Origin of the sequence: Pseudomonas sp. GM17 (assembly GCF_000282175.2) — a bacterium.
Lineage (GTDB): Bacteria > Pseudomonadota > Gammaproteobacteria > Pseudomonadales > Pseudomonadaceae > Aquipseudomonas > Aquipseudomonas chlororaphis.
On the sequence record NZ_CP124732.1, the window covers coordinates 6359869 to 6380910 of the forward strand.

Sequence of the window (21042 nt, forward strand, 5' to 3'; positions counted from 1 at the left end):
GCCTCGCGGGCTCGGCAGCGGCTACAGGAGAGTTCAGCGGTATATTGCCGCTCACACCGCCAGGGTCTTGCCGTCCAGCGAGTCGCCAATCGTCAGGAAATGCCCGCCCGCCACATGGTGCAGGGTGCGCAAGGCATCGTGCCCGGTGAAATGCCAGCGGCCGTCGCTGAACACTCGCTCATCGGCCTGGGCGGCGATGACCTCGCCGAGGAACAGGTCGTAGCGTTCATGGTTGTGCGGCTCCGGCAGCAACCGGCATTCGAGCCAGGCCACGCAACCCTCGAGCAGCGGCGCGTCGATCAGCTCGCCGGCGAAGGTCGGCAGGCCATAGCGCTCGAACTTGTCGCGGCCCTGGTCGCGGTTCAGCTCCTGGCCGGAAGTGGAACCCACGGTCTGCGCGATATCGACCTGGACGGCGCACGGCACGTTGAGCACGAAAGTGCCGGAGGCTTCCAGCAGTTGCCGGGTCCAGGTGGATTTGTCGAGCACCACGGCGACTTTCGGCGGCTCGAAATCCAGCGGCATGGCCCAGGCCGCGGCCATGATGTTGCGCTGGCCGCCATGGGTGGCGCTGACCAGCACGGTCGGCCCGTGGTTGAGCAGACGGTAGGCCTTGGCCAGCGGAACCGGACGACGATGGGATGGGCTCATGGGTAAGGCTCCAGGAGAAAAACGTCGATTGTAGCGACATCCCGGTTCGGCACAGCAGTCGGGATTGGGCCATTTCCCTGGATAATCCATCCAGATTGACCGGGCTTATTCCTGACTCGCGGCTGCTTAGACTGGGCCTTCACCTCACAGGCTGAAGGAGTTTTTCCATGGCAGACCATTCTTTGAAAAACAAAGTGGCGTTGATCGCCGGTGGCGCGAAGAACCTGGGCGGCCTGATCGCCCGGGATCTGGCCGCCCATGGCGCGAAGGCCATCGCCGTGCATTACAACAGCACCACCAGCAAGGCCGACGCCGACCGGACCGTGGCCGCGATCAAGAACCTGGGCGTCGATGCCCACGCCTGGCAGGCCGACCTGACCACCGCCGCGGCCGTGGAGCAACTCTTCAGCGACGCCAAGGCGCGTTTCGGCAAGATCGACATCGCCATCAACACCGTGGGCAAGGTCCTGAAAAAACCCATAGTCGAGATCAGCGAAGCCGAGTACGACGATATGTTCGCGGTCAACTCCAAGAGCGCGTTCTTCTTTATCAAGGAAGCCGGCAAGCACCTGGAGGACCACGGCAAGCTGGTGTCGCTGGTGACCTCGCTGCTCGGCGCCTACACGCCCTTCTATGCCGCCTACAGCGGGGCCAAGGCTCCGGTGGAACACTTTACCCGCGCCGCCTCCAAGGAGTTCGGTGCCCGCGGTATCTCGGTGACCGCCGTGGGCCCTGGGCCGATGGACACGCCATTTTTCTACCCGGCCGAGGGCGCGGACGCCGTGGCTTACCACAAGACCGCCGCGGCGCTGTCCGGCTTCAGCAAGACCGGCCTGACCGACATCGAGGACGTGGTGCCCTTCATCCGTCATCTGGTCACCGACGGCTGGTGGATCACCGGCCAGACCCTGCTGATCAACGGCGGCCACGCCACCAAGTGAGGCCCGGCCTTCTGATCGACGGTTGTCATCGACCCGAGTAATCCGCCAAGGGGCGAGGTAGATTGGCGTTTGCGAAAGGCTTGCGTAGGAGCGAGGCTTGCCCGCGATCAGGGGCTGTCTGACACAACGCTATCGCGGGCAAGCCTCGCTCCTACAGAAAATACGCACCACACGCCTCGGAACAACGCCCCATTCATGGATAAGCTCGAGCAGTACCGTGTATTCATCCAGGTGGCTGACATGGGCAGTTTCATCAAGGCCGCGCACGCCCTTGAACTGCCCCGGGCTACCGTCTCGGCAGCGGTACAGCAACTGGAAACCGCCCTCGCCACGCGCCTGTTGCACCGCACCACGCGCCAGGTTCAGCTGACCGCCGACGGCGCGGTCCTGCTGGAGCGCGCGCGTCTGTTGCTGAGCGATGCGGTGGAACTCGAGCAGCTGTTTCACACCCGTCACCTGGACGTCTGTGGCCGGCTCAATGTCGACGTGCCCAGCCGGATTGCCCGGCGCTTCATCGCCCCCGCCCTGCCCGAGCTTTTCGCCCGCTACCCCAGCCTGAAGCTGGCGCTGGGCTCCACCGACCGTTCCATCGACCTGGTGCAGGAAGGCGTGGATTGCGCGATCCGCGTCGGCACCCTGCGCGACAGCAGCCTGATTGTCCGGCGCCTGGGCCACCTGGCCCTGATCAATTGCGCCAGCCCCGCCTACCTGGCCCGGCACGGCCAGCCACAAACGCCGGGCGACCTGGCCGACGGTCACTGGATGGTCGGCTACGGCTCCCCCAGCACGGGCCGCGAACAGCCCTGGGAATACCAGGCCGAAGGTCACGAGCTGGAACTGAATTTGCCCAGCCGGGTGATCGTCAACAACGCCGAAAACTACATCGCCTGCTGCAGAGCCGGGCTGGGCCTGATCCAGATCCCGCGCTTCGACGTGCAGTACCTGCTCGACCGGGGCGAACTGGTGGAAGTCCTGCCCGGTTTTCGCCCCGCGTCCATGGCGATTTCCGCGCTCTATCCCAATCGCAACCATCGCTCGCGCCGGCTGAACGCCTTTATCGAATGGTTCGAAACCCTGATCGCGCCCCATCTCGAAAACGACCGGCAGGACTGACAGCGGCCCCACCCAGGCTGCTGGCTGCAGCCAGCCAGCCCATCAGCCGGACAACTGATGGGCGAACTGGCCGACGGCGCTTACCACCTTCTGCGCGCCGTCCTGGATCTCGACGATCACCGTGCCGGCTTCGGCGGCCAGGCCCAGGCCCTGCTCGGCCTGGGCCTTGCCGTCAGCCATCAGCACCACCGCGTCGCGGGCCATGTCCTGGTTGCGCCGGACCACGCCGACGATCTCGTCGGTGGCCTTGCTGGTGCGCGAGGCCAGTTGCCGGACCTCGTCCGCCACCACCGCGAAGCCGCGCCCCTGATCACCCGCGCGAGCCGCTTCGATGGCCGCGTTGAGCGCCAGCAGGTTGGTCTGTTCAGCAATGTCGCTGATGGTCTTGACGATGCTGCCGATCACCCGCGACTGCTCGTTCAGCGCCTCGATGCTGTCGCTGGCCTGCTGCATGTGGGTCGCCAGGTCGCGCATCACCTGCACCGCTTCGGTCACCACCGAAGAGCCGCGCTGGGCGCTGCTGTCGGTCTGCTGCGAGATGGTGTAGGCGATCTCCGCGGCGTCGGCGACGGTCTGCTCCTGCTTGACCTGCTCGGTGATCACCGTGGCGAATTTCACCACCTTGTAGAGTTTGCCGTTGGCATCGACCACCGGGTTGTACGAGGCATCGAGCCAGACCACGCGGCCGAGACTGTCGATGCGCTTGAAGCGGTCGGCGACGTACTCGCCGGCATTCAGCCGCTCCCAGAACACCTTGTAGGCCGGACTGTTGTACTCCTGCGGCTCGCAGAACAGGCTGTGGTTCTGGCCCAGGATCTGCTCGAGGCTGTAGCCCATGCAGCTCAGGAACCGCTCGTTGGCGGTCAGTACCCGGCCCTTGAGGTCGAACTCGATCACCGCGGTCGAACGCAGCAGGGCCGCGATCAGGTTGTCGTGCTCGCAGGCGGTTTCCACGGTTTCGGTCAGGTCATTGGCGATCAGGGAAAAGGACCTGAGTTGCCGCTCGGAGTTGAAGATCGGCTGCAGGATCACCCTCAGCCAGGCGTCATGACCATCGCCACGACGCAGGCGCAGGGTGTCGTCGAAAGGCTCGCTGCTGGCCAGCGCCGTCATGAAACGCGAGTGCGCCTCTTCGGGCCGGGCATCGTCCGGCAGCAGATTGTCGATGGGCCAGCCCAGCAGCGCCTCGGGGGAATAATGCATGCCCTGGGTGAAATTGCGGTTCGCCACCAGGATCCGGCGCTGCGGATCGAGATCGACACTGAGCTGGGTGCGCTCGAAACCTTCCTTGACCTGCTCGAGCGCACGAAACTCCTCACCCAACGCGAGGAGCTTCTGATTCAAACGTTTATTGAACATGGATACACCGATAGCCTGTGATTGGAGACTGCAGCAGCCTCACCATCGGCGTTGGAAACGCGTTCTTGACGCGCTCAAGGCTCTTTAGGATTTATCTTCCATAGAGACAGGAAACTTCCTAACCACCCGCGCAGGGCGCGCTGGCGTTGGAGCAGATCGTGGCCGTCGACCTGGCGGCCACTCGGCACCCGACGTCATGGCCTGAAAAAGGCCTGACGCCGGGTCCGGGACAGGACTCAGTTGGACAATTGGCTGGCGAACTGGCCGACGGCGTTCACCACCTTCTGCGCACCGTCCTGGATCTCGACGATCACCGTGCCGGCTTCGGCGGCCAGGGCCAGGCCCTGCTCGGCCTGGGCCTTGCCATCGGTCATCAGCGCCACGGCCTCGCGCGCCATGTCCTGGTTCTGCCGTACCACGCCGACGATTTCGTCGGTGGCCTTGCTGGTGCGCGAGGCCAGTTGCCGGACTTCGTCGGCCACCACGGCAAAGCCGCGTCCCTGTTCACCGGCCCGCGCCGCTTCGATGGCCGCGTTGAGCGCCAACAGGTTGGTCTGTTCGGCAATGCCGCTGATGGTCTTGACGATGGTGCCGATCACCAGCGACTGCTCGTTCAGCGCCTCGATGCCTTCACCGGCCTGCTGCATGTGCTTGGCCAGGTCGCGCATCACGTTCACCGCCTCGGTCACCACGGTGGTGCCGCGCTGGGCGCTGTTGTCGGTTTGCAAGGAGGTGCTGTAGGCAATGTTCGCCGCCTCGGCGACTGCCTGCTCCTGGTTCACCTGGTCGGTGATCACGGTGGCGAACTTCACCACCTTGTACAGCCGGTTGTTGGCATCGACCACCGGGTTGTAGGAAGCCTCGAGCCAGACCACGCGGCCGTAGCTGTCGATGCGCTTGAACCGCCCGGCGACGAACTCGCCGGCGTTCAGGCGCTTCCAGAATGCCTGGTACTCCGCGCTGTTGTATTCCTCAGGCTCGCAGAAGGTACGGTGATGCTTGCCCTGGATTTGCGCCAGGCTGTAGCCCATGCCGTGGAGGAAACGCTCGTTGGCCGTCAGCACGTTGCCATTGAGGTCGAACTCGATCACCGCCGTGGAGCGGACCAGCGCGCCGATCAGGTTCTCGTGCTCGCGAGAGGCTTCGATGGTGCGGGTCAGGTCGCTGGAGTAGATCGAGAACTGTTTGATCCGCCCCTGGGAATCGCGAACCGGCTGGGAGATCGAGCGCAACCAGGCTTCCTGGCCGTTGCCGCGCAGCAGGCGTACCGCGCCGGCAAAATGCTCGCCACGGGTCAGCGTCGCCTTGAAACGGTGGTGGAACTCATCGGTCTTGACGTGGGCCGGCACAATGTCCTCGATGTGACGACCGACCAGTTCGCTGCCCCTGTAGAGCATTTCCTGGTTGAAGTTGTCGTTGACCGACAAAATGCGCCCATCGGGATCGAGAACCAGCACCAGCATTTCGCTGTCGAGACTGTCCTTCACTTGCTGGAGGCTCGAGAGTTCTTCGCGTAGAGCCAACAGCTCTTGCTTCAAGCTTTTGTTGAACATGGGATGCACCGATGGGCTGTAATAGTGGGCAGCATTGTCTCTAGCCATCGGCGCTTGAGTATTTTTCTGAAGAGCCCATAAGACATATCCGACCAAAAAACTTTGAAACGCCTCAGGCCCCGGCCCTGCGGGGCTACAACCCATGCTCCGGAGCCCGGAAGAGGGGCTATAGTCGTGCTCTGGAAAATCAACGGCAATCGACGGAGTGCAATCTATGGAGGCTTCACGCAAGGCCCTGTTCGACCAGGTGGCGACGCGTCTGGGACACGCTTTCGACGGTGAAATGCGCATCGGCGGCAACTATGTGCCCGCGGTGCAGAACGGCGACGAGGTGTACGTCAGCGGGCAGATCCCACGCATCGACAACACCGTGAAGGTGGTCGGGCGGGTCGGTGGCGATGTTTCGCTGGAAGACGGCCGGTATGCCGCACGTATTTGCACCATGCGCGCCCTGGCGATCCTCGCCCAGTTGCTGGGCGATCTGCAGCGGGTGAAAAAAGTCCTGCGGCTCAACGTCTATGTGCAAAGCGCCGCCGACTTCACCCAGCAGAGCGAAGTCGCCGACGCGGCCTCCGAAGTGCTCTATTCGATCTTTGCCGAGGCCGGGGTGCACACCCGCACGTCCCTCGGGGTCTATCAGCTGCCGAAGAATGCCGCGGTGGAAATCGACATGATCGTAGCCCTCGAACCGCTTCCCGCGCCCCATGAGGACGTTGAGGATTAGGGCCCCTAGCTGCCATTGGTGCGGCACTGGCCCATCACCTGATACTCAACGGTCTTGAGCTGTCCGGCCGAATCCTCATAGGTCATGCGTGACGGCACCGGGTTGCAGGCCTTGGCCGGCGGCGTCACGTTGACCACCTTCTGGATGTCCAGGGGCATGCCGTAGCGATAGTTTTCCACCACCGGCGCCTCCTTGCCCTGCTTCGCCGCGTAGGCCGCCATGGCCTTCTCATTTGCCTGCATGGCGCGGTCGAAGGTGCGGTCGCCGCCGCCCTCGGCCATGGCCAGAGACGAAATGGAAAGTACCAGCGCGGCGATACTCAATTTAAATAACTTCATGACTGTTTCCTCGTTTTGGTTAGTTGCAACGAGGATAACCAGCGGACCCTTTCGGGAAGATCACGGATACATTACTTATATGTAATAAACCCAAGACCGCTTCTTGCCCTTGAGAAAACCCCATATAAAACAAGGCCCCCAACTAAAACCAAATACAACTTACAATTTTTATCCTTGCAGAATTGTAATAACCGGGTCACCTCCGCGTTATCTGTTGTTTGCAACTATCGACGCTGACTCCAGCCGTTAACCAGACGGTTCGCGAGTACAACTAACAAGAACGCCCCAGGCGACATAACAGCTGATAGCTGCCCATATCCAGGAGCAAACAACATGCGCATTCAAACCCGCTGGTCCCTGTCCGTGTTTTCCGCGGTACTGGGGCTGAGCCCGCTGGCCGTGAACGCGGCAGACGACCAGCCCGAAGGTTTTATCGAAGGCAGCAGCCTCAACGTGCTGGCCCGCAACTACTACTTCAATCGCGACGATCGCAAGGGCCAGTCCAGCCCCACCGGCAACGGCTATTCGGAGGCCTGGGCCCAGGGGCTGATCGGTAAGTTCGAATCCGGCTTTACCCAGGGCACCGTCGGTTTCGGCCTCGATGCCTTTGCCATGTATGGCCTCAAGCTCGACTCCGGCGCCGGCCGCAGTGGTGGTCGCGGGTCGTTCGGCATGCTGCCGGTGGACAGCGACAACCACCCGGCCGACAACTACAGCAAGGTCGGCGGCGCGGCGAAAATGCGCCTGCTCGACACCGTGATCAAGGTCGGCGACGTCTTCCCGAAAACCCCGGTGGTACATTACGGCGACTCGCGCCTGCTGCCGGAAAGCTTTCGCGGCGCCACCTTCGAGAACACCAGCATCGACGGCCTGAGCCTCCAGGGCGGGCGCCTGCACAGCATGAGCCAGCCCGACAGCAGTAGCCTGCGCGACGGTTTCGCCACCTTCTATGCCGGCGAGGTCGACTCGCCGTGGGTCGCCTACTTCGGCGGCGACTACAGCCTGAACAAGCACCTCAGCTTCAGCCTCTACAGCAGCCGCCTGAAGGACGCCTGGGACCAGTACTACTTCGGCACCGCGGCGACCTGGCCGATCTCCGACGAGCTCTCGCTGTTCGCCGGGTTCAACTATTACAAGGCGGTGGACGAGGGCAAGAAACTGCTCGGCGAGTTCGACAACGACATCTGGAGCGCCAAGATCGGCGCCACCTATGGCGCCCACACCCTGTCCCTGTCGCACCAGCGCAACAATGGCGACGACGACTTCGACTACCTGCGCCAGTCGGACTCGATCTTCCTCGACAACTCGATCCAGTACAGCGACTTCAACTCGCCGAAGGAACGTTCGTGGATGGTCCGCTACGACCTCGACATGCAGCCCCTGGGCATCCCCGGCCTGTCGTTCATGACCCGCTACGGCAAAGGCAGCGACGCCGACTACAGCAATGCCAACTCGGTGTACATGCGCCGCGGTGCGGACGGCAATCCGCTGACCGACCAGCGCCGCTGGGAACGCGATATCGAAGCCAAGTACGTGGTGCAGGGCGGCACGCTCAAGGACCTGTCGCTGCGCATCCGCCAGGCCACCGTGCGCTCCAGCAGCTTCGAATCCGACCTGGAGGAATTCCGCCTGATCGTCGAATACCCGCTGGCCATTCTCTGAGCCCTTGCGCCGGGCGGGTGAGAGGCCCGCCCGACGTTAAAACTTCTTCACAGACGCCTGTCTTTCAGAACTGTAATATCGCCCTCACCTTCTCGTCAGGTTGGCCTTCGTATACTTGCCCGCATGCCCGAGCCGACAGCGCTTCGCTGGCGGCCAGCCACTTGCGGGAGATCATGTCTTGAAGCCTGCCCACCTGACTCCGCCTGGCCAGCCCAGCGCGCTTCCCAGCGATAACAGCAGCGAACGCGCCAGGCATGCCCTGGAACAATTCTGGCTCGGCCAGCAACAGCACAACGGCGAAAACAACCACAACGGCGCAACCGGCGCCGCCTCTCACAGAACCGCAGGGCCCCAGGCATGCACAGCCTCCCGCTGACGCCGGCCCACCCCGAGCACATTCATCTCTGAAGCGTTTTTTCGAATGCTCCTTTGGAAAGAGATGAATTTTTAGCGTCCCGCATGGGGCGCTTTTTTTTGCCCGCCACTTCCCTCCCCGTAGCCGCTGCCGAGCCCGCGAGGCTGCGATCGACCGCAAAGCGGGCGCAGCTCTTGGAGTCGCAGGAGGTCCTGCGGACCTTTCGCAGCCTGCGGCAGCGGCTACACATCGGCCTGTAGCCGCTGCCGAGCCCGCGAGGCTGCGATCGACCGCGAAGCGGGCGCAGCTCTTGAAATCGCAGAAGGTCCTGCGGACCTATCGCAGCCTTCGGCAGCGGCTACATCAAAACCAGATGGCGTCCCAGAGGGGATAGTCGCCAGGACGTTGAACGAGCCCTGCTCGCACCGGATTGAGAATGATGTAGCGGGCGATGGCCTTCAGGTCTTCTTCCTTGCGCAGGACACGATCGTGATAGCCCTTTTGCCAGAGACGGCCCTGACAGCCAAAGTGTTGATTGATCTGTAGGCTGCTTCTGGATTTGAAACGGCACATCACCTTTCCCAAAGATCTGTCTCGCAGTTCAAATAGCCAGTGAAGATGGTCAGGCATGACAACCCAAGCCAGTGAACGTACGTGATCGGCTTCGTCGACTTGCTTGAGCTGATCAACCACCAGGCGGCCAACACGAAAGTCGCGAAACAAGGGGCGCCGTTGCTGGGTCACGACGGTAATCGAATAGATACGGCCGGCTTCCGATACCCGTCCTTTGAGTAGGCGGTAGCCATTGGAGTGGACAAGCATTCCTTTGCTCTCCATACAGGTCATTTACCTCAACCTAGCTGCTCATGCTTTCGCATGCGGGAGCACTCTTTCAGCAGATGTTTCCAGATCCCTGTAGCCGCTGCCGAGCTCGCGAGGCTGCGATCGACTGCGAAGCAGGCGCCGCTTCTGAAATCGCAAGAGGTCCTGCGGACCTATCGCAGCCTGCGGCAGCGGCTACACATCGGCCTGTAGCTGCTGCCGAGCCCGCGAGGCTGCAATCGACCGCAAAGCGGGCGCAGCTCTTGGAGTCGCAGGAGGTCCTGCGACCAGCGTGGCCCGGACCTTTCGCAGCCTGCGGCAGCGGCTACAGGCGGGTGCTCTCGGGATAAACAAAACCCCGCCTGCGCATGACGCAGGCGGGGTTGGTTGACGCCGGTCGCGGGTCAGTCGTTTAGCAGGTCCTGCAGTTCCTGCTCTTCTTCCTTGCGGTGCGCCCAGTGGTACAGCGCCGGCAGCACCAGCAGGGTCAGGGCGGTGGAGGAGATGATGCCGCCGATGACCACGGTGGCCAGCGGCCGTTGCACTTCAGCACCGGTGCCGGTGGCCAGGGCCATGGGGATGAACCCCAGCGACGCCACCAGCGCGGTCATCAGCACCGGGCGCAGGCGGGTCAGTGCGCCTTCGTTGACCGCCGCGGCGAGCATCCGTCCTTCTTCGCGCAGGTTGCGGATAAAGGCGATCATCACCAGGCCGTTGAGCACCGCCACCCCCGACAGCGCGATGAAGCCCACCCCCGCCGAGATCGACAGCGGGATGTCGCGCAGCCACAGGGCCATGATCCCACCGGTCAGGGCGAAGGGAATCCCGGTGAACACCAGCAACCCATCCTTGAGGTTGTTGAACATCATGAACAGCAGGCCGAACACCAGCAGCAGCGCCACCGGCACTACGATCTCCAGGCGCTTGGAGGCTTCCTGCAACTGTTCGAACTGGCCGCCCCAGGTGATCCAGTAGCCGGTCGGGATCTGCACCTGATCGCCAATGGCCCGGGTCGCCTCTTCGACGAAGGAACCCATGTCGCGCCCACGCACGTTGGCGCTGACGATCACCAGGCGCTTGCCGTTCTCGCGGCTGACCTGCGCCGGGCCGAGCACCAGGTCGACGCTGGCGACTTCCGAGAGGGCGATGAAACCCAGTTGCCCGTTGACGCTGCCTGCGGTCGCCGCCACCGGAATCAGCAGGCGCGACAGCCCGTCGATGTCGGTGCGCAGGCTGTCGGACATGCGCACCAGCATGTCGAAGCGCCGGTCGCCCTCATACAAAATGCCCGCCTTGCGCCCACCCACGGCAATCGCCACGGCGTCCTGCACATCGCCGACGTTGAGGCCGAAACGCGCGGCCTTGTCGCGGTCGACATTCACCGTCAGCACCGGCAGGCCGGTGGTCTGCTGCACCTTCACTTCGGCGGCGCCGTCGATCTTCTGCAAGGTCTGCGAAATCTCTTCGGCGGTCTTGTTCAGCACCTCCATGTCATCGCCGAAGACCTTCACCGCGACATCGCTGCGCACCCCGGAAATCAGTTCGTTGAAGCGCAGCTGGATCGGTTGCGACAGTTCGTAGACGTTGCCCGGCAGGCTGTTGCTGACCCGTTCGATGTCGGCAATGATCGCCTCGCGCGACTTGCCCGGGTCCGGCCATTGCGCCTTGGGTTTGAGCATCAGGTAGGCATCGGAAATGTTCGGCGGCATCACGTCCGAAGCGATCTCGGCGGTGCCGGTACGGGCGAACACCCGCTCGATTTCCGGGATCTGCGCCAGCAGGGTTTTCTCCAGGGTCTTCTGCATTTCCACCGACTGAGTGAGGCTGGCGTCGGGCACGCGCATCGCCTGCTGGGCGAAGTCGCCTTCGCTGAGGCTGGGGATGAATTCACTGCCCATGCGACTGGCCACCAGGCCCGAGACCAGCACGCTGAGAACGGCCAGGGCAAAGGCCAGGGAACGGTGGCTCATCACCCAGCGCAGCACCGGCTCGTAGCCCCGGCGGGCGCCGCGCATGACGAAGTTTTCTTCCTCCTTGACCTTGCCGGTGACGAACAGCGCGATCGCCGCCGGGACGAACGTCACCGAGAGGATCATCGCCCCCAGAAGGGCTATCACCACGGTGAAGGCCATCGGGTGGAACATCTTCCCGGCCACCCCGGACAGGGCAAAGATCGGCAGGTACACCACCATGATGATCAGTTGCCCGTAGATCAGCGCCCGTCGCGCTTCCTTGGCCGCGGCGAAGACTTCGTGCAGGCGTTCGGAACGCGTGAGCATGCGCCCGTGATGCTGCTGGGCATGGGCCAGGCGGCGGATGGCGTTCTCGACGATGACCACCGCGCCGTCGACGATGATGCCGAAGTCCAGCGCGCCGAGGCTCATCAGGTTGGCGCTGACCTTGTTGGTGAACATGCCGGTGAAGGTGAACAGCATGGCCAGCGGGATCACCATGGCGGTGATCAGCGCGGCGCGGATATTGCCCAGGAACAGGAACAGAATGGCGATGACCAGCAGCGCGCCTTCGATGAGGTTTTTCTTCACCGTGGCCACGGCCTTGTCCACCAGGTTGGTGCGGTCGTACACAGTGACCGCGGTCACGCCCTTGGGCAGCGAGCGATTGATCTCGGCGAGTTTTTCCGCCACCACCCGGGACACCGTGCGGCTGTTTTCCCCCACCAGCATGAACACCGTGCCGAGCACCACTTCGCGGCCGTTCTCGGTGGCCGCGCCGGTGCGCAGCTCACGACCGATGTCCACGGTAGCCACGTTGCTGACGCGGATCGGCGTGCCGTCCACGGTGTTGATCACGATGTTGGCGATGTCCTCGATGGACTTCACCTGCCCCGGCGCGCGGATCAGCAACTGCTGGCCGTTGCGCTCGATATAGCCGGCGCCGACGTTGGCGTTGTTGCGCTCCAGGGCGGTCATCAGGTCGCTCAGGGTCAGGTTGTAGGCCGCCAGGCGCCTGGGGTCCGGAGCGATCTGATAGAGCTTGGCGAAACCGCCGATGGTGTTGATCTCGGCCACCCCCGGCACGTTGCGCAGTTGCGGGGCGATGACCCAGTCCTGGATCACCCGCAGGTCGGTCGGCGTATAGGCCGTGCCGTCGTCCTTGAGCGCGCCGGGCTCGGCTTCCACCGTCCAGAAGAAGATCTCGCCGAGGCCGGTGGAGATCGGCCCCATGCTCGCCTCCACGCCTTCGGGCAGCTGTTCGCGGGCCACCTGCAGGCGCTCGTTGACCAGTTGCCGGGCGAAGTACAGGTCGGTGCCTTCCTTGAAGATCACCGTCACCTGGGACAGGCCCGAGCGCGAAGTCGAGCGGGTCTGCTCCAGGCCCGGCAGGCCGGCCATGGCCACTTCCACCGGGTAAGTGATGCGCTGCTCGGTTTCCAGCGGCGAGTAGCCGGGCATGCTGGCGTTGACCTGGACCTGGACGTTGGTGATGTCCGGCACCGCGTCGATCGGCAGTTTCTGGTAGCTGCCGATGCCCACGGCGGCCATCAGCAGCACCGCCAGCAGCACGATGATGCGCTGCTCGATGGCGAATTGAATGATGCGTTCAAACATGGGAAGTCACTCTCCAGGGAAACACTCAGTGCGGATCAATGGCCGTGCTCGGCCGAGCCCTTGCCCAGTTCGGACTTGAGGATGAAGCTGCCGGTGGTCGCCACCTGGGCCCCGGCGCGCAAGCCTTCGCGGATCTCGACGAAGCCGCCTTCGCTGCCGCCCAGCACCACGGGGGTGGCCTGGAAACCGTCGGCGACGCGCACGAACACCGCAGGCTTGTCTTCCACGCTCTGGACCGCGCTCTGCGGCACGGTTACCCCGGCCTGGTAGGTGTCGGTCGCCACCTGCACCGAGACGAACAGCCCCGGCCGCCAGACATCGTCCGGGTTGGGTACGGTGACCCGCACCGTGGCGGTCCGGGTCTGCTCGCCCAGCAGGCTGCCGACATAGGCCACCGTGCCCTGCACCTGGGTGCCCAGCTCGGTGGACTGCACCCGGACCGGCTTGCCCACCCGGACCTTGTTCAAGTCCTTGGGAAACACGCCGAAGGTGACCCAGACCCGGGACAGGTCGGACAGGGTGAAGGCGGCGCTGGTCTCGCCCACCACCTCGCCGACGCTCAGGTGTTTTTCCACCACCACGCCGTCGAACGGCGCACGCATCTCATAGCGGTTGCCGCCCGCCAGCACCGAGCTGCCACTCAGGGCGTTCATCTTTTGCCGGGCATTGTTCAGGGCGATTTCGGCTTCCTGCAGGGTCTGGCGCGCCAGCAGGTAATCCTGCTCGGCGGAGATCTGGTCGACCCACAACTGGCGCTCGCGCTGGAAGGTGGTGCGCGCCAGCTCGACCCGGCGCTCGGCGGCGGCCAGTTCGCTGCGCTGGTCGGAGATCTGCTGGCTGGCGATCACCGCCAGCAGCTCGCCCTTCTTCACCGTCTGGCCGAGATTGACCGCCACCGACTCCACCACCCCGGCCGCGCGCGGCACGATGTGCGAGGTGCGGTCCTCGTCGAAGCGGATCTCCCCCGGCAGCGTCAGCAAGCTGCTGAGATCCCGCGGTGCGGCCTCGGCCAGCTGGATGTCGGCGGCCTTGATCTGCTCGGCGCTGAGTTCGACCTTGCCCTCTTCCTCGGCATGCCCCTCAGCTTGCGCTTGCCCCTCTTCGCCTTCCTGATGCGCCTCGCCGTCCTTGTGCGTGTCCGCCTTGGCCGCGGGTTTCGCCTGTGCGGCCACCGGCGCCGCCTGGAACAGCTCCTGCCACATCAACCCGGCCACGCCGAGCGCGATCGCCACGGCCAACGCCAAGGCTGTGCTTCGTTTCTTGTCCATGCATGCTCCTGAAAAAATCGACTCGACGCGCCAACCGGCAACAGCGACGCGTCATGAGGTCTGTGGAAAAAAGAAATCGCCGAGCGCCCGATGCAGATCATGCAGGCACCAATGGGACGCGCCCTCCTCGACCCGGCTCGGCAGCGGGACGCTGCAATCGGTGACCAGCAGCGCGCCCAGGCACAACAGGACGAACAATGCGGTTCTCACAGCGTGCGATCGGGGCCGGCGAGATCGCCGTAGATGCGCTCGATGCGCACCCAGGCGTCGGTGGACTGGGCCACGGCGGCGATGTACTGGGTGCGGGCGCTGATCAGCGTGCGCTGGGCGTCGAGCACCTCGATGAAGTTGAACTTGCCCATCTCGAAGCCACGGGTCGCAGTGTCCACGGCGTTTTGCGCGGCCGGCAGGATCACCTGGTTGAACGACTGCACTTCGTTGCTGGCGGTGCTCCACTGATCCAGGGCCTGACGGGTTTCAGTGCGCAGGCGCAGCTCCGCGGCGTTGCGTAGATCCCGGGCCTGATCGGCGCGCCGCGCCGCCGACAGCACGTTGCCCTGGTTGCGGTTGAACAGCGGAATCGGCATCGACACCCCGACCAGATTGACCCGCTCGCGCACGCTGGCGTCGTACTGGCTGCCCACGCTGATATCGAGGTCGGGAATACGCTGGGCCTTTTCCAGCCCCAGGGACGCTTCGCGCTGCACCACCTGCATTTCGGCCAGGCGCAGTTCGGTGGTCTGTTGCAGGCGCGCCAGCAATTGCGCCGAAGGCGGCAGCGACGGCAGCCCGCTGGCCGGCTCCGCGACGGCGCTGAAGTCGGTGGTGGCGGCCCCGGTAACAGTCGCCAGCTGGCGATAGGCATTGGCCCGATCCATCTCGGCGCGGCTCAGTTCCAGGCGCACTTCCGAGAGCTGGACCTGGGCGCGGGTGGCCTCCACGGGCGAGGCCTTGCCAGCGCTGACCCGGCCCTTGGCCACCGTCAGCCCGCGCTCGGCCAGGGCCAGGGAGCGGCCGGCCAGCTCGCTGCGCTCCTGGGCACGCAAGGCGCCGTAAAAGGCCGCGATCACATCGGCGCGCAGCTGGTTGCGCTGGCGTTCCAGCTCCAGCGCCGCGGCGTCCTGGGCACGGCTGGCGACATCGATGCGCGCGCCGCGCTTGCCGCCCAGTTCCAGGGTCTGGCTGAGCTTGACGGTGGTGGTGCGCGAGCTGCGGCGGGTGTCTTCGGCGTCCCAGGACAACACCGGATTGGGGATCAACCCGGCCTGCTGGCGGCCACCCTGAGCGATGTCGATTTCCCAGCGCGCCGCCGCCAGTTCGGGGTTGTTGGCAAAGGCACTGGCCAGGGCGTTGTCGAGGCTCAGCACCCGGCTCTCGGCCGCCGCGGCGTCCTGCTGCGCGGCACTGGCCAACAACAGGACGCCGAACAATGCCCCGACTATCCAGGCAAGTTTTTTAATGGAGGTTGGCATAACGCGTTCTGGCCCCTTACCGATACAGAGTGACGGCGGAGGCTCTGCGGTGCGAGGAAGTTGAACCGGCACGACGCATCCACACTCCACCCATAAAACAACTAACAGGTGAGTATTTAGTGCCGGCCAAATGTAGCCTTCGGTACTTATCGACAGGGTGGCGCAAAGATTACAAATCCGTTAGCAAACGCTCTGCCACGGGCTTATGCATTAACATCCCGGCCATCGACCCGAGAGCAAGCTCAATAAATCCACAACTTGAAATATAGAGAAACAACTTCTCCCCGCACGACACTTCGAAGCTTTTAAATTCAGAGCCTTTAAATTAATAACCTTGAAATCCGCAACTTTGAAAGTTGAATAATCCAGCCCGTTACTTCCAACGAAGTTATTGGACTGCCCCACTGCATTAAACACCGAGGCTAATTCAGCATGCGCATTCTGGTGATTGAGGATGAACCGAAAACCGCCGACTACTTGCATCAGGGATTGAGCGAAAGCGGCTACGTCGTCGATTGCGCCAATAACGGCGCCGACGGCCTGCACCTGACCCGCCAGCACGCCTACGACCTGGTGATTCTCGACGTCAATCTGCCGGAGCTGGACGGTTGGGGGGTGCTGCAGCGCATTCGCCAGAACAGCAATACGCGGATCATGATGCTCACCGCCCAGGGGCGGCTGGTGGACCGGATCAAGGGCCTGGACCTGGGCGCCGACGATTACCTGGTCAAGCCGTTCGAATTCCCCGAGCTGCTGGCGCGGGTGCGCAGCCTGCTGCGGCGCAGCGAGCAGTCGCCGACCCCCGACGTGCTGCGGGTGGCCGACCTGGAGCTGGACCAGGGCCGCCACCGGGCGTTTCGCGGCAAACAGCGCATCGACCTGACCACCAAGGAGTTCGCCCTGCTGCACCTGCTGATGCGCCAGAGCGGCGTGGTGCTGTCGCGGACCCAGATCATCTCGTTCGTGTGGGACATGAACTTCGATTGCGACACCAATGTAGTGGAAGTCTCGATCCGCCGCCTACGGGCCAAGATCGACGACCCGTTCGAGAGCAAACTGATCCACACCCTGCGCGGTGTCGGCTACGTGCTCGAAGAGCGCGACTGAAACCCTGTAGCCGCTGCCGAAGGCTGCGATAGGTCCGCAGGACCTCCAGCGCGCCCAAGAGCGGCGCCCGCTTCGCGGTCGATCGCAGCCTCGCGGGCTCGGCAGCGGCTACAGGGAGCAACCCGATAGTTCAGTGCCGCGATCGGTGTAGCCGCTGCCGCAGGCTGCGATAGGTCCGAAGGACCTCCGGCGCGCCCAAGAGCGGCGCCCGCTTCGCGGTCGATCGCAGCCTCGCGGGCTCGGCAGCGGCTACAGGTGATTAATGTACGTGCTCTTCGTGCCCCTGTTCGTGAAAGCCGGCCTGTTCGACCTGGACCGTCACATGGGAGATATCGAAGCGCTCGTGCATCAGTTCGGTGACCTCGGCGAGGATCTGCTGCTCGCTGCGCCGCCCCAGGTCGGCCACCAGATGCGTACTCATCACGTTCTTGCCGCTGGTCAGGGCCCACAGGTGCAAGTCGTGCACCTCGGTCACCCCGTCGATGGCGCGGATGCCCTGCTCGACCTGATCGATATCGATGCCGTCCGGCACGCCTTGCAGCAACACGTTCATGCTCTCCCTTAGCAATGTCCAGGTGCGCGGCAGCACCCAGAAACCGATGGCCGCCGCCACCAGCGAATCGACCCAGCCCCAGCCGGTGTACATGATCACCAAGGCCGCGACGATCACGCCGATGGAGCCGAGCATGTCGCTCCACACCTCCAGGTAGGCGCCCTTGACGTTGAGGCTTTCGGCGCTCGCCGAGGCCAGCAGGCGCATGGAAATCAGGTTGACGACCAGCCCCAGCACCGCAATCACCAGCATGCCCGTGGACTGGATTTCCGCTGGCGCGGACAGGCGCTGCCAGGCCTCGAACAGGATGTAGAAGGCGACCACGAACAACAGGAGGGCGTTGAACGCCGCGGCGAGAATCTCGAAGCGCGCATAACCGAAGGTGCGCTTGCGATCGGCCGCGCGCTTGCCGACCTGGATCGCCACCAGGGAGATCGCCAGCGCCAGCGCATCGGTCATCATATGGGCGGCATCGGACAGCAGCGCCAGGCTGCCGGTGACAAAGGCGCCGATCACCTCGGCGATCATGAAACTGCCCGTCAGCCCCAGGGCCATCCATAACTTGCGTTCGTGTCCGGCCCGAACCTGTCCGTGACTGTGCCCTGCGCCCATGAAAGCCCCCACCTGTGGAAATCGTCGTGGCTGATGATAGCCGGCCCGGGCAGCTGGCCCCGACAAAATGACGCAATGGTCATGCTGCTGCCATCTGGCGGTTATGGGTGACGGCTTTCAGCGCCCCAGGCGCGCCATCACCGCGAGCATATCCGGGCGCCGGGCGGCCCATTCCTCGCGGGTGATGCCGAGCAGCACCACGTCGATGCGCTGGCCGTCCTTCTCGACGTTCTGCCGGCGCACGCCCTCGAGGGTGAAACCGAACTTCTGGTGCAGGCGGATCACCGCCTGGTTCAGCGCCAGCACCTCGCAGTTGAGCTTCGCAAGGCCGGCCGCGCCGAAGGCATGGTCGAGCAGCCAGAATTCCAGCTGGCTGCCCAGGCCCTTGCCCTGCAAGCCGCTGTCCAGGTAGAAGGCCCAGTCGGCGCTCTTGTGCAGGGCATTGATCGCGTTCAGCGACACCACGCCACAGGCGATTCCCTCTTGCAGCACCACGAACACCGACTGCCGCGGATTGCCCGCCAGCGAGTCGAGCCAGGCACGGTGCTCGGCCTCGGAAATCTCGTGGGAGGTGTACATGTACTTGCGCACGTCCGGCTGGTTGCGCAGCTCGCGCACGCGCGCCTGCACCTGTGCACAAGTCTCGAGTATCGGCACGACCTGCATGCGGGGCTCCTGGTCTGAAACGGATGCCGCACAGCCTAGGGGCAACGGTGCCCGGCGGCAATTCAAAAGATCCCGCTACCCGACGCGGGCTTGCGCCGGCGCAGCACATGCAGGCCCAGGCACACCAGGCTGGTGCCGAACGCTACGATCAATATGCCCTGCGGCGTCTCGCGCTCGCGGCGGCTGTCCAGGCACTCCATGGCGTTGGCGCATTGCGCGATGCACAGCTCCTGGCCATCGAGGGTGCAGCTCAGCACCGCATCGCGCAGGTGGGTGAAGCTCAGGGTGCGCCCCAGGATCTGGTCATGGCCGACGTTCAGATAGCTGATGCCACGAACCACCTTGAGCCGGGTGTATTCGCCACTCTCCGCGTCCTCTATCAGCATCCCGCCACGGTCGGCATACAGCACCTTGCCGCTGAGGGATTCGACGCTGGCACCGTCCAGCCCATAGTCGACAAGGTTGAAGATCCACAGATGAAGCAGGGTCATGAACAAGCCAATGGCAAAGGACAACCACGCCGCCTGCAGCAGCAGGGGCAGCGTGGAGAAATCACGCAGGGAACACAGGACGGACCGGATCAAGGCAGCTCCCGAAAACTGGCGCGTGGACCGCGCGTTTTTTTTCGAGAGATTAGCGGGTAAATGGGCCTTGGCTAAGCACAACATTCAACGGTATTGGCCGGGCTAAACAGCAGGCTGGCGGCGAAGGCTCTAGCCCGCGCGCGCCGGCGCCTGCAGGTATTTCCGGAGGTGAAAATTTTTACCCTGTGGGAGCGCTCGCTTGCTCGCGAAAGAGTCTCAGGACCCGGCACAGACCCCAGGCGCCCCACTGCCTGCCAGCCTCGGCATGCGCGTACCGAAGTACCCCGCGCTGACCACCCCGACCGCGCCCATCACCGCGCAATAGATCACGCAGATCCACGGGCTCCAGGGCATCAGGCCGATCAGCAGCAAAGGCGTGGTGCTCGCCCACAGCGCGTAGGCGATGTTGTAGGTAAAGGAAATGCCGGAGACGCGAATCCGCGCCGGGAACAAGCCGACCATCACCGACGGCACCGCGCCCACCACGCCACAGCCAAGGCCGGCGATGGCGTAGGCCAGGCCGACCCAGGCGCCGCCGCTGATCAGGCAGCCATAAAGCAGGCCGATGCCCAGCGGCAGCAGCAGGCTGTAGAGCATCACCGTGCGCCAGGCGCCGATGCGATCGACGATCAGCCCGGCCAGCACGCAACCGATATTCAGGAACACGATGCCCAGGCTGCTCAGGGCGAAGGTGTGGCTGGCGCTCATGCCGAAGGTTTTCTGCATCATGGTCGGGGTGATGACCACGAACACCACCACCGCCGAGGTCAGCACGCAGGTGAGAATCGCCGCCGGCAACAGGGCCAGGCGATGCTCGCGCAGCACGGTGCGCAACGGCAGTTCGACGGCGCTGTCGCGCTGTTCCTGCATGGCCATGAACACTGGGGTTTCGCTGAGCCAGCGGCGCAGCCAGACGCCGATCACGCCGAACACTCCACCGAGCAGGAACGGATAACGCCAGGCGTGATCGAGGATTTCCGCCGGGGTGAAGAGTTGCGCCAGCAGGGTCGCGGTCAGCGCGCCGATCAGGTAGCCGAAGGTCAGCCCGGCCTGCAGAAAGCCCAGGGCGTAACCGCGATGGCCGGCCGGTGCGTGCTCGGCGACAAACACCCAGGCGCTCGGCACTTCACCGCCCACCGCCGCACCTTGCAGCACCCGCAGCGCCAGCAGCAACAGCGGCGCGAAATAACCGATCTGCGCGTAGGTCGGCATGATGCCGATCAGCAGGCACGGCAGGGCCATCATCAGGATGCTCAGGCTGAACACCTTCTTGCGCCCCAGGCGGTCGGCGAAGTGCGCCATGAGAATGCCGCCCAGCGGCCGCGCCAGGTAGCCGGTGACGAAGATCCCGAAGCTCTGCAACAGCCGCAGCCACTCGGGCATTTCCGGCGGGAAGAACAGCTGGCTCAGGGTCAGGGCGAAAAACACGAAGATGATGAAATCGTAGATTTCCAGGGCGCCGCCCAGTGCCGCCAGGCCCAGGGTCTTGTAGTCGGACCGGGAAAACGGCGCCGGCCGCGCGTCAGGGGAAAAGGACATAAAGCCACTCGGTGTTGGGCACAATTCAAGGCGCCCATGGTCTACGCAAACGCCGCGAGGGACAACCGCAACACCCTTCTGGGTCGGTTTTTAGGCTTTTCCTGTGCATTGAATCGGCGCTGCGGACGCCAATAATCGGCGACTTTCCCACCCG

Annotated in this window: 18 protein-coding genes and 2 pseudogenes; 5 read left to right on the forward strand and 15 right to left on the reverse strand. The window is 64.0% G+C overall.

What is annotated here, in order from left to right; all coding sequences use genetic code 11:
• Window positions 1-51 precede the first annotated feature (51 nt).
• The gene (locus PMI20_RS28520; protein WP_007928835.1) at window positions 52-651 is read right to left on the reverse strand and encodes a flavin reductase family protein; all 600 of its coding nucleotides are present in this window, start codon (window positions 649-651) and stop codon (window positions 52-54) included.
• A gap of 167 nt (window positions 652-818) precedes the next feature.
• Between PMI20_RS28520 and PMI20_RS28525 the strand changes: the two genes are divergently transcribed.
• A complete protein-coding gene (locus PMI20_RS28525; RefSeq protein ID WP_007928834.1) occupies window positions 819-1592 on the forward strand; it encodes an SDR family oxidoreductase in 774 nt (257 codons plus the stop codon).
• Window positions 1593-1787: 195 nt separating this feature from the next.
• Window positions 1788-2705 (forward strand): LysR family transcriptional regulator, encoded by a 918-nt coding sequence (locus tag PMI20_RS28530; protein ID WP_007928833.1) that lies wholly within the window; start codon window positions 1788-1790, stop codon window positions 2703-2705.
• Window positions 2706-2747: 42 nt separating this feature from the next.
• On the opposite strand, the gene PMI20_RS31080 is transcribed toward PMI20_RS28530, so the two are convergent.
• From PMI20_RS31080 to PMI20_RS31095, 4 genes and pseudogenes are all read right to left on the reverse strand, one after another.
• Window positions 2748-3308: a methyl-accepting chemotaxis protein gene (locus tag PMI20_RS31080; protein WP_502945123.1), complete on the reverse strand. Its 561-nt coding sequence runs from the start codon at window positions 3306-3308 to the stop codon at window positions 2748-2750.
• A pseudogene (locus tag PMI20_RS31085) lies at window positions 3291-4064 on the reverse strand (PAS domain-containing protein); the annotation flags it as partial. The gene PMI20_RS31080 and the pseudogene PMI20_RS31085, both read right to left, overlap by 18 nt.
• A gap of 236 nt (window positions 4065-4300) precedes the next feature.
• Window positions 4301-4732 carry a methyl-accepting chemotaxis protein gene (locus PMI20_RS31090; RefSeq protein ID WP_232539795.1) on the reverse strand — a complete coding sequence of 144 codons (432 nt, stop codon included), beginning with the start codon at window positions 4730-4732 and terminating at the stop codon, window positions 4301-4303.
• Window positions 4733-4840: 108 nt separating this feature from the next.
• A pseudogene (locus PMI20_RS31095) lies at window positions 4841-5908 on the reverse strand (PAS domain-containing protein); the annotation flags it as partial.
• On the opposite strand from PMI20_RS31095, the gene PMI20_RS28545 reads away from it, so the two are divergent.
• On the forward strand, window positions 5832-6341 hold the full coding sequence (locus PMI20_RS28545) for a RidA family protein (RefSeq protein ID WP_007928830.1): 510 nt from the start codon (window positions 5832-5834) through the stop codon (window positions 6339-6341). The pseudogene PMI20_RS31095 and the gene PMI20_RS28545 overlap by 77 nt on opposite strands.
• A 5-nt stretch (window positions 6342-6346) precedes the next feature.
• Here the strand turns inward: PMI20_RS28545 and PMI20_RS28550 are convergent, their stop codons facing one another.
• Window positions 6347-6679, reverse strand: a complete 333-nt coding sequence (locus PMI20_RS28550; protein WP_007928829.1) for a DUF2790 domain-containing protein — start codon at window positions 6677-6679, stop codon at window positions 6347-6349.
• Between the two features lie 333 nt (window positions 6680-7012).
• On the opposite strand from PMI20_RS28550, the gene PMI20_RS28555 reads away from it, so the two are divergent.
• Entirely contained in the window at window positions 7013-8341 is a 1329-nt protein-coding gene (locus PMI20_RS28555; RefSeq protein ID WP_007928828.1) for an OprD family porin, read from the forward strand.
• 718 nt (window positions 8342-9059) lie between these two features.
• Here PMI20_RS28555 and PMI20_RS28560 read toward each other — a convergent pair.
• The 5 genes from PMI20_RS28560 to PMI20_RS28580 all read right to left on the reverse strand — a co-directional run bounded on the left by PMI20_RS28560 (window position 9060) and on the right by PMI20_RS28580 (window position 15827).
• Window positions 9060-9518 carry an REP-associated tyrosine transposase gene (locus tag PMI20_RS28560; protein ID WP_007931048.1) on the reverse strand — a complete coding sequence of 153 codons (459 nt, stop codon included), beginning with the start codon at window positions 9516-9518 and terminating at the stop codon, window positions 9060-9062.
• A 404-nt stretch (window positions 9519-9922) separates the two neighbouring features.
• Window positions 9923-13087, reverse strand: coding sequence for an efflux RND transporter permease subunit (locus PMI20_RS28565; RefSeq protein ID WP_007930789.1), 3165 nt, complete (start codon window positions 13085-13087; stop codon window positions 9923-9925).
• A 35-nt stretch (window positions 13088-13122) separates the two neighbouring features.
• Window positions 13123-14355 carry an efflux RND transporter periplasmic adaptor subunit gene (locus tag PMI20_RS28570; protein ID WP_007930802.1) on the reverse strand — a complete coding sequence of 411 codons (1233 nt, stop codon included), beginning with the start codon at window positions 14353-14355 and terminating at the stop codon, window positions 13123-13125.
• A gap of 51 nt (window positions 14356-14406) precedes the next feature.
• Window positions 14407-14565, reverse strand: coding sequence for a hypothetical protein (locus tag PMI20_RS28575; protein WP_157173179.1), 159 nt, complete (start codon window positions 14563-14565; stop codon window positions 14407-14409).
• Entirely contained in the window at window positions 14562-15827 is a 1266-nt protein-coding gene (locus tag PMI20_RS28580; protein WP_037035749.1) for a TolC family protein, read from the reverse strand. Before PMI20_RS28580 ends, PMI20_RS28575 begins: the two co-directional genes overlap by 4 nt.
• 432 nt (window positions 15828-16259) lie before the next feature.
• Between PMI20_RS28580 and PMI20_RS28585 the strand changes: the two genes are divergently transcribed.
• Entirely contained in the window at window positions 16260-16934 is a 675-nt protein-coding gene (locus tag PMI20_RS28585) for a heavy metal response regulator transcription factor (RefSeq protein WP_007930804.1), read from the forward strand.
• Window positions 16935-17193: 259 nt separating this feature from the next.
• Here PMI20_RS28585 and PMI20_RS28590 read toward each other — a convergent pair whose 3' ends face one another.
• The 4 genes from PMI20_RS28590 to PMI20_RS28605 form a co-directional block, all read right to left on the reverse strand.
• Window positions 17194-18099 carry a cation diffusion facilitator family transporter gene (locus PMI20_RS28590; protein ID WP_007930163.1) on the reverse strand — a complete coding sequence of 302 codons (906 nt, stop codon included), beginning with the start codon at window positions 18097-18099 and terminating at the stop codon, window positions 17194-17196.
• Window positions 18100-18216: 117 nt separating this feature from the next.
• Complete coding sequence (gene pseH / locus PMI20_RS28595; RefSeq protein ID WP_007930162.1) at window positions 18217-18765, reverse strand: UDP-4-amino-4,6-dideoxy-N-acetyl-beta-L-altrosamine N-acetyltransferase; 549 nt, start codon at window positions 18763-18765, stop codon at window positions 18217-18219.
• A 62-nt stretch (window positions 18766-18827) separates the two neighbouring features.
• A complete protein-coding gene (locus tag PMI20_RS28600) occupies window positions 18828-19349 on the reverse strand; it encodes a hypothetical protein (RefSeq protein ID WP_007930160.1) in 522 nt (173 codons plus the stop codon).
• A gap of 216 nt (window positions 19350-19565) precedes the next feature.
• A complete protein-coding gene (locus tag PMI20_RS28605; protein ID WP_007930155.1) occupies window positions 19566-20888 on the reverse strand; it encodes an MFS transporter in 1323 nt (440 codons plus the stop codon).
• Window positions 20889-21042 lie beyond the last annotated feature (154 nt).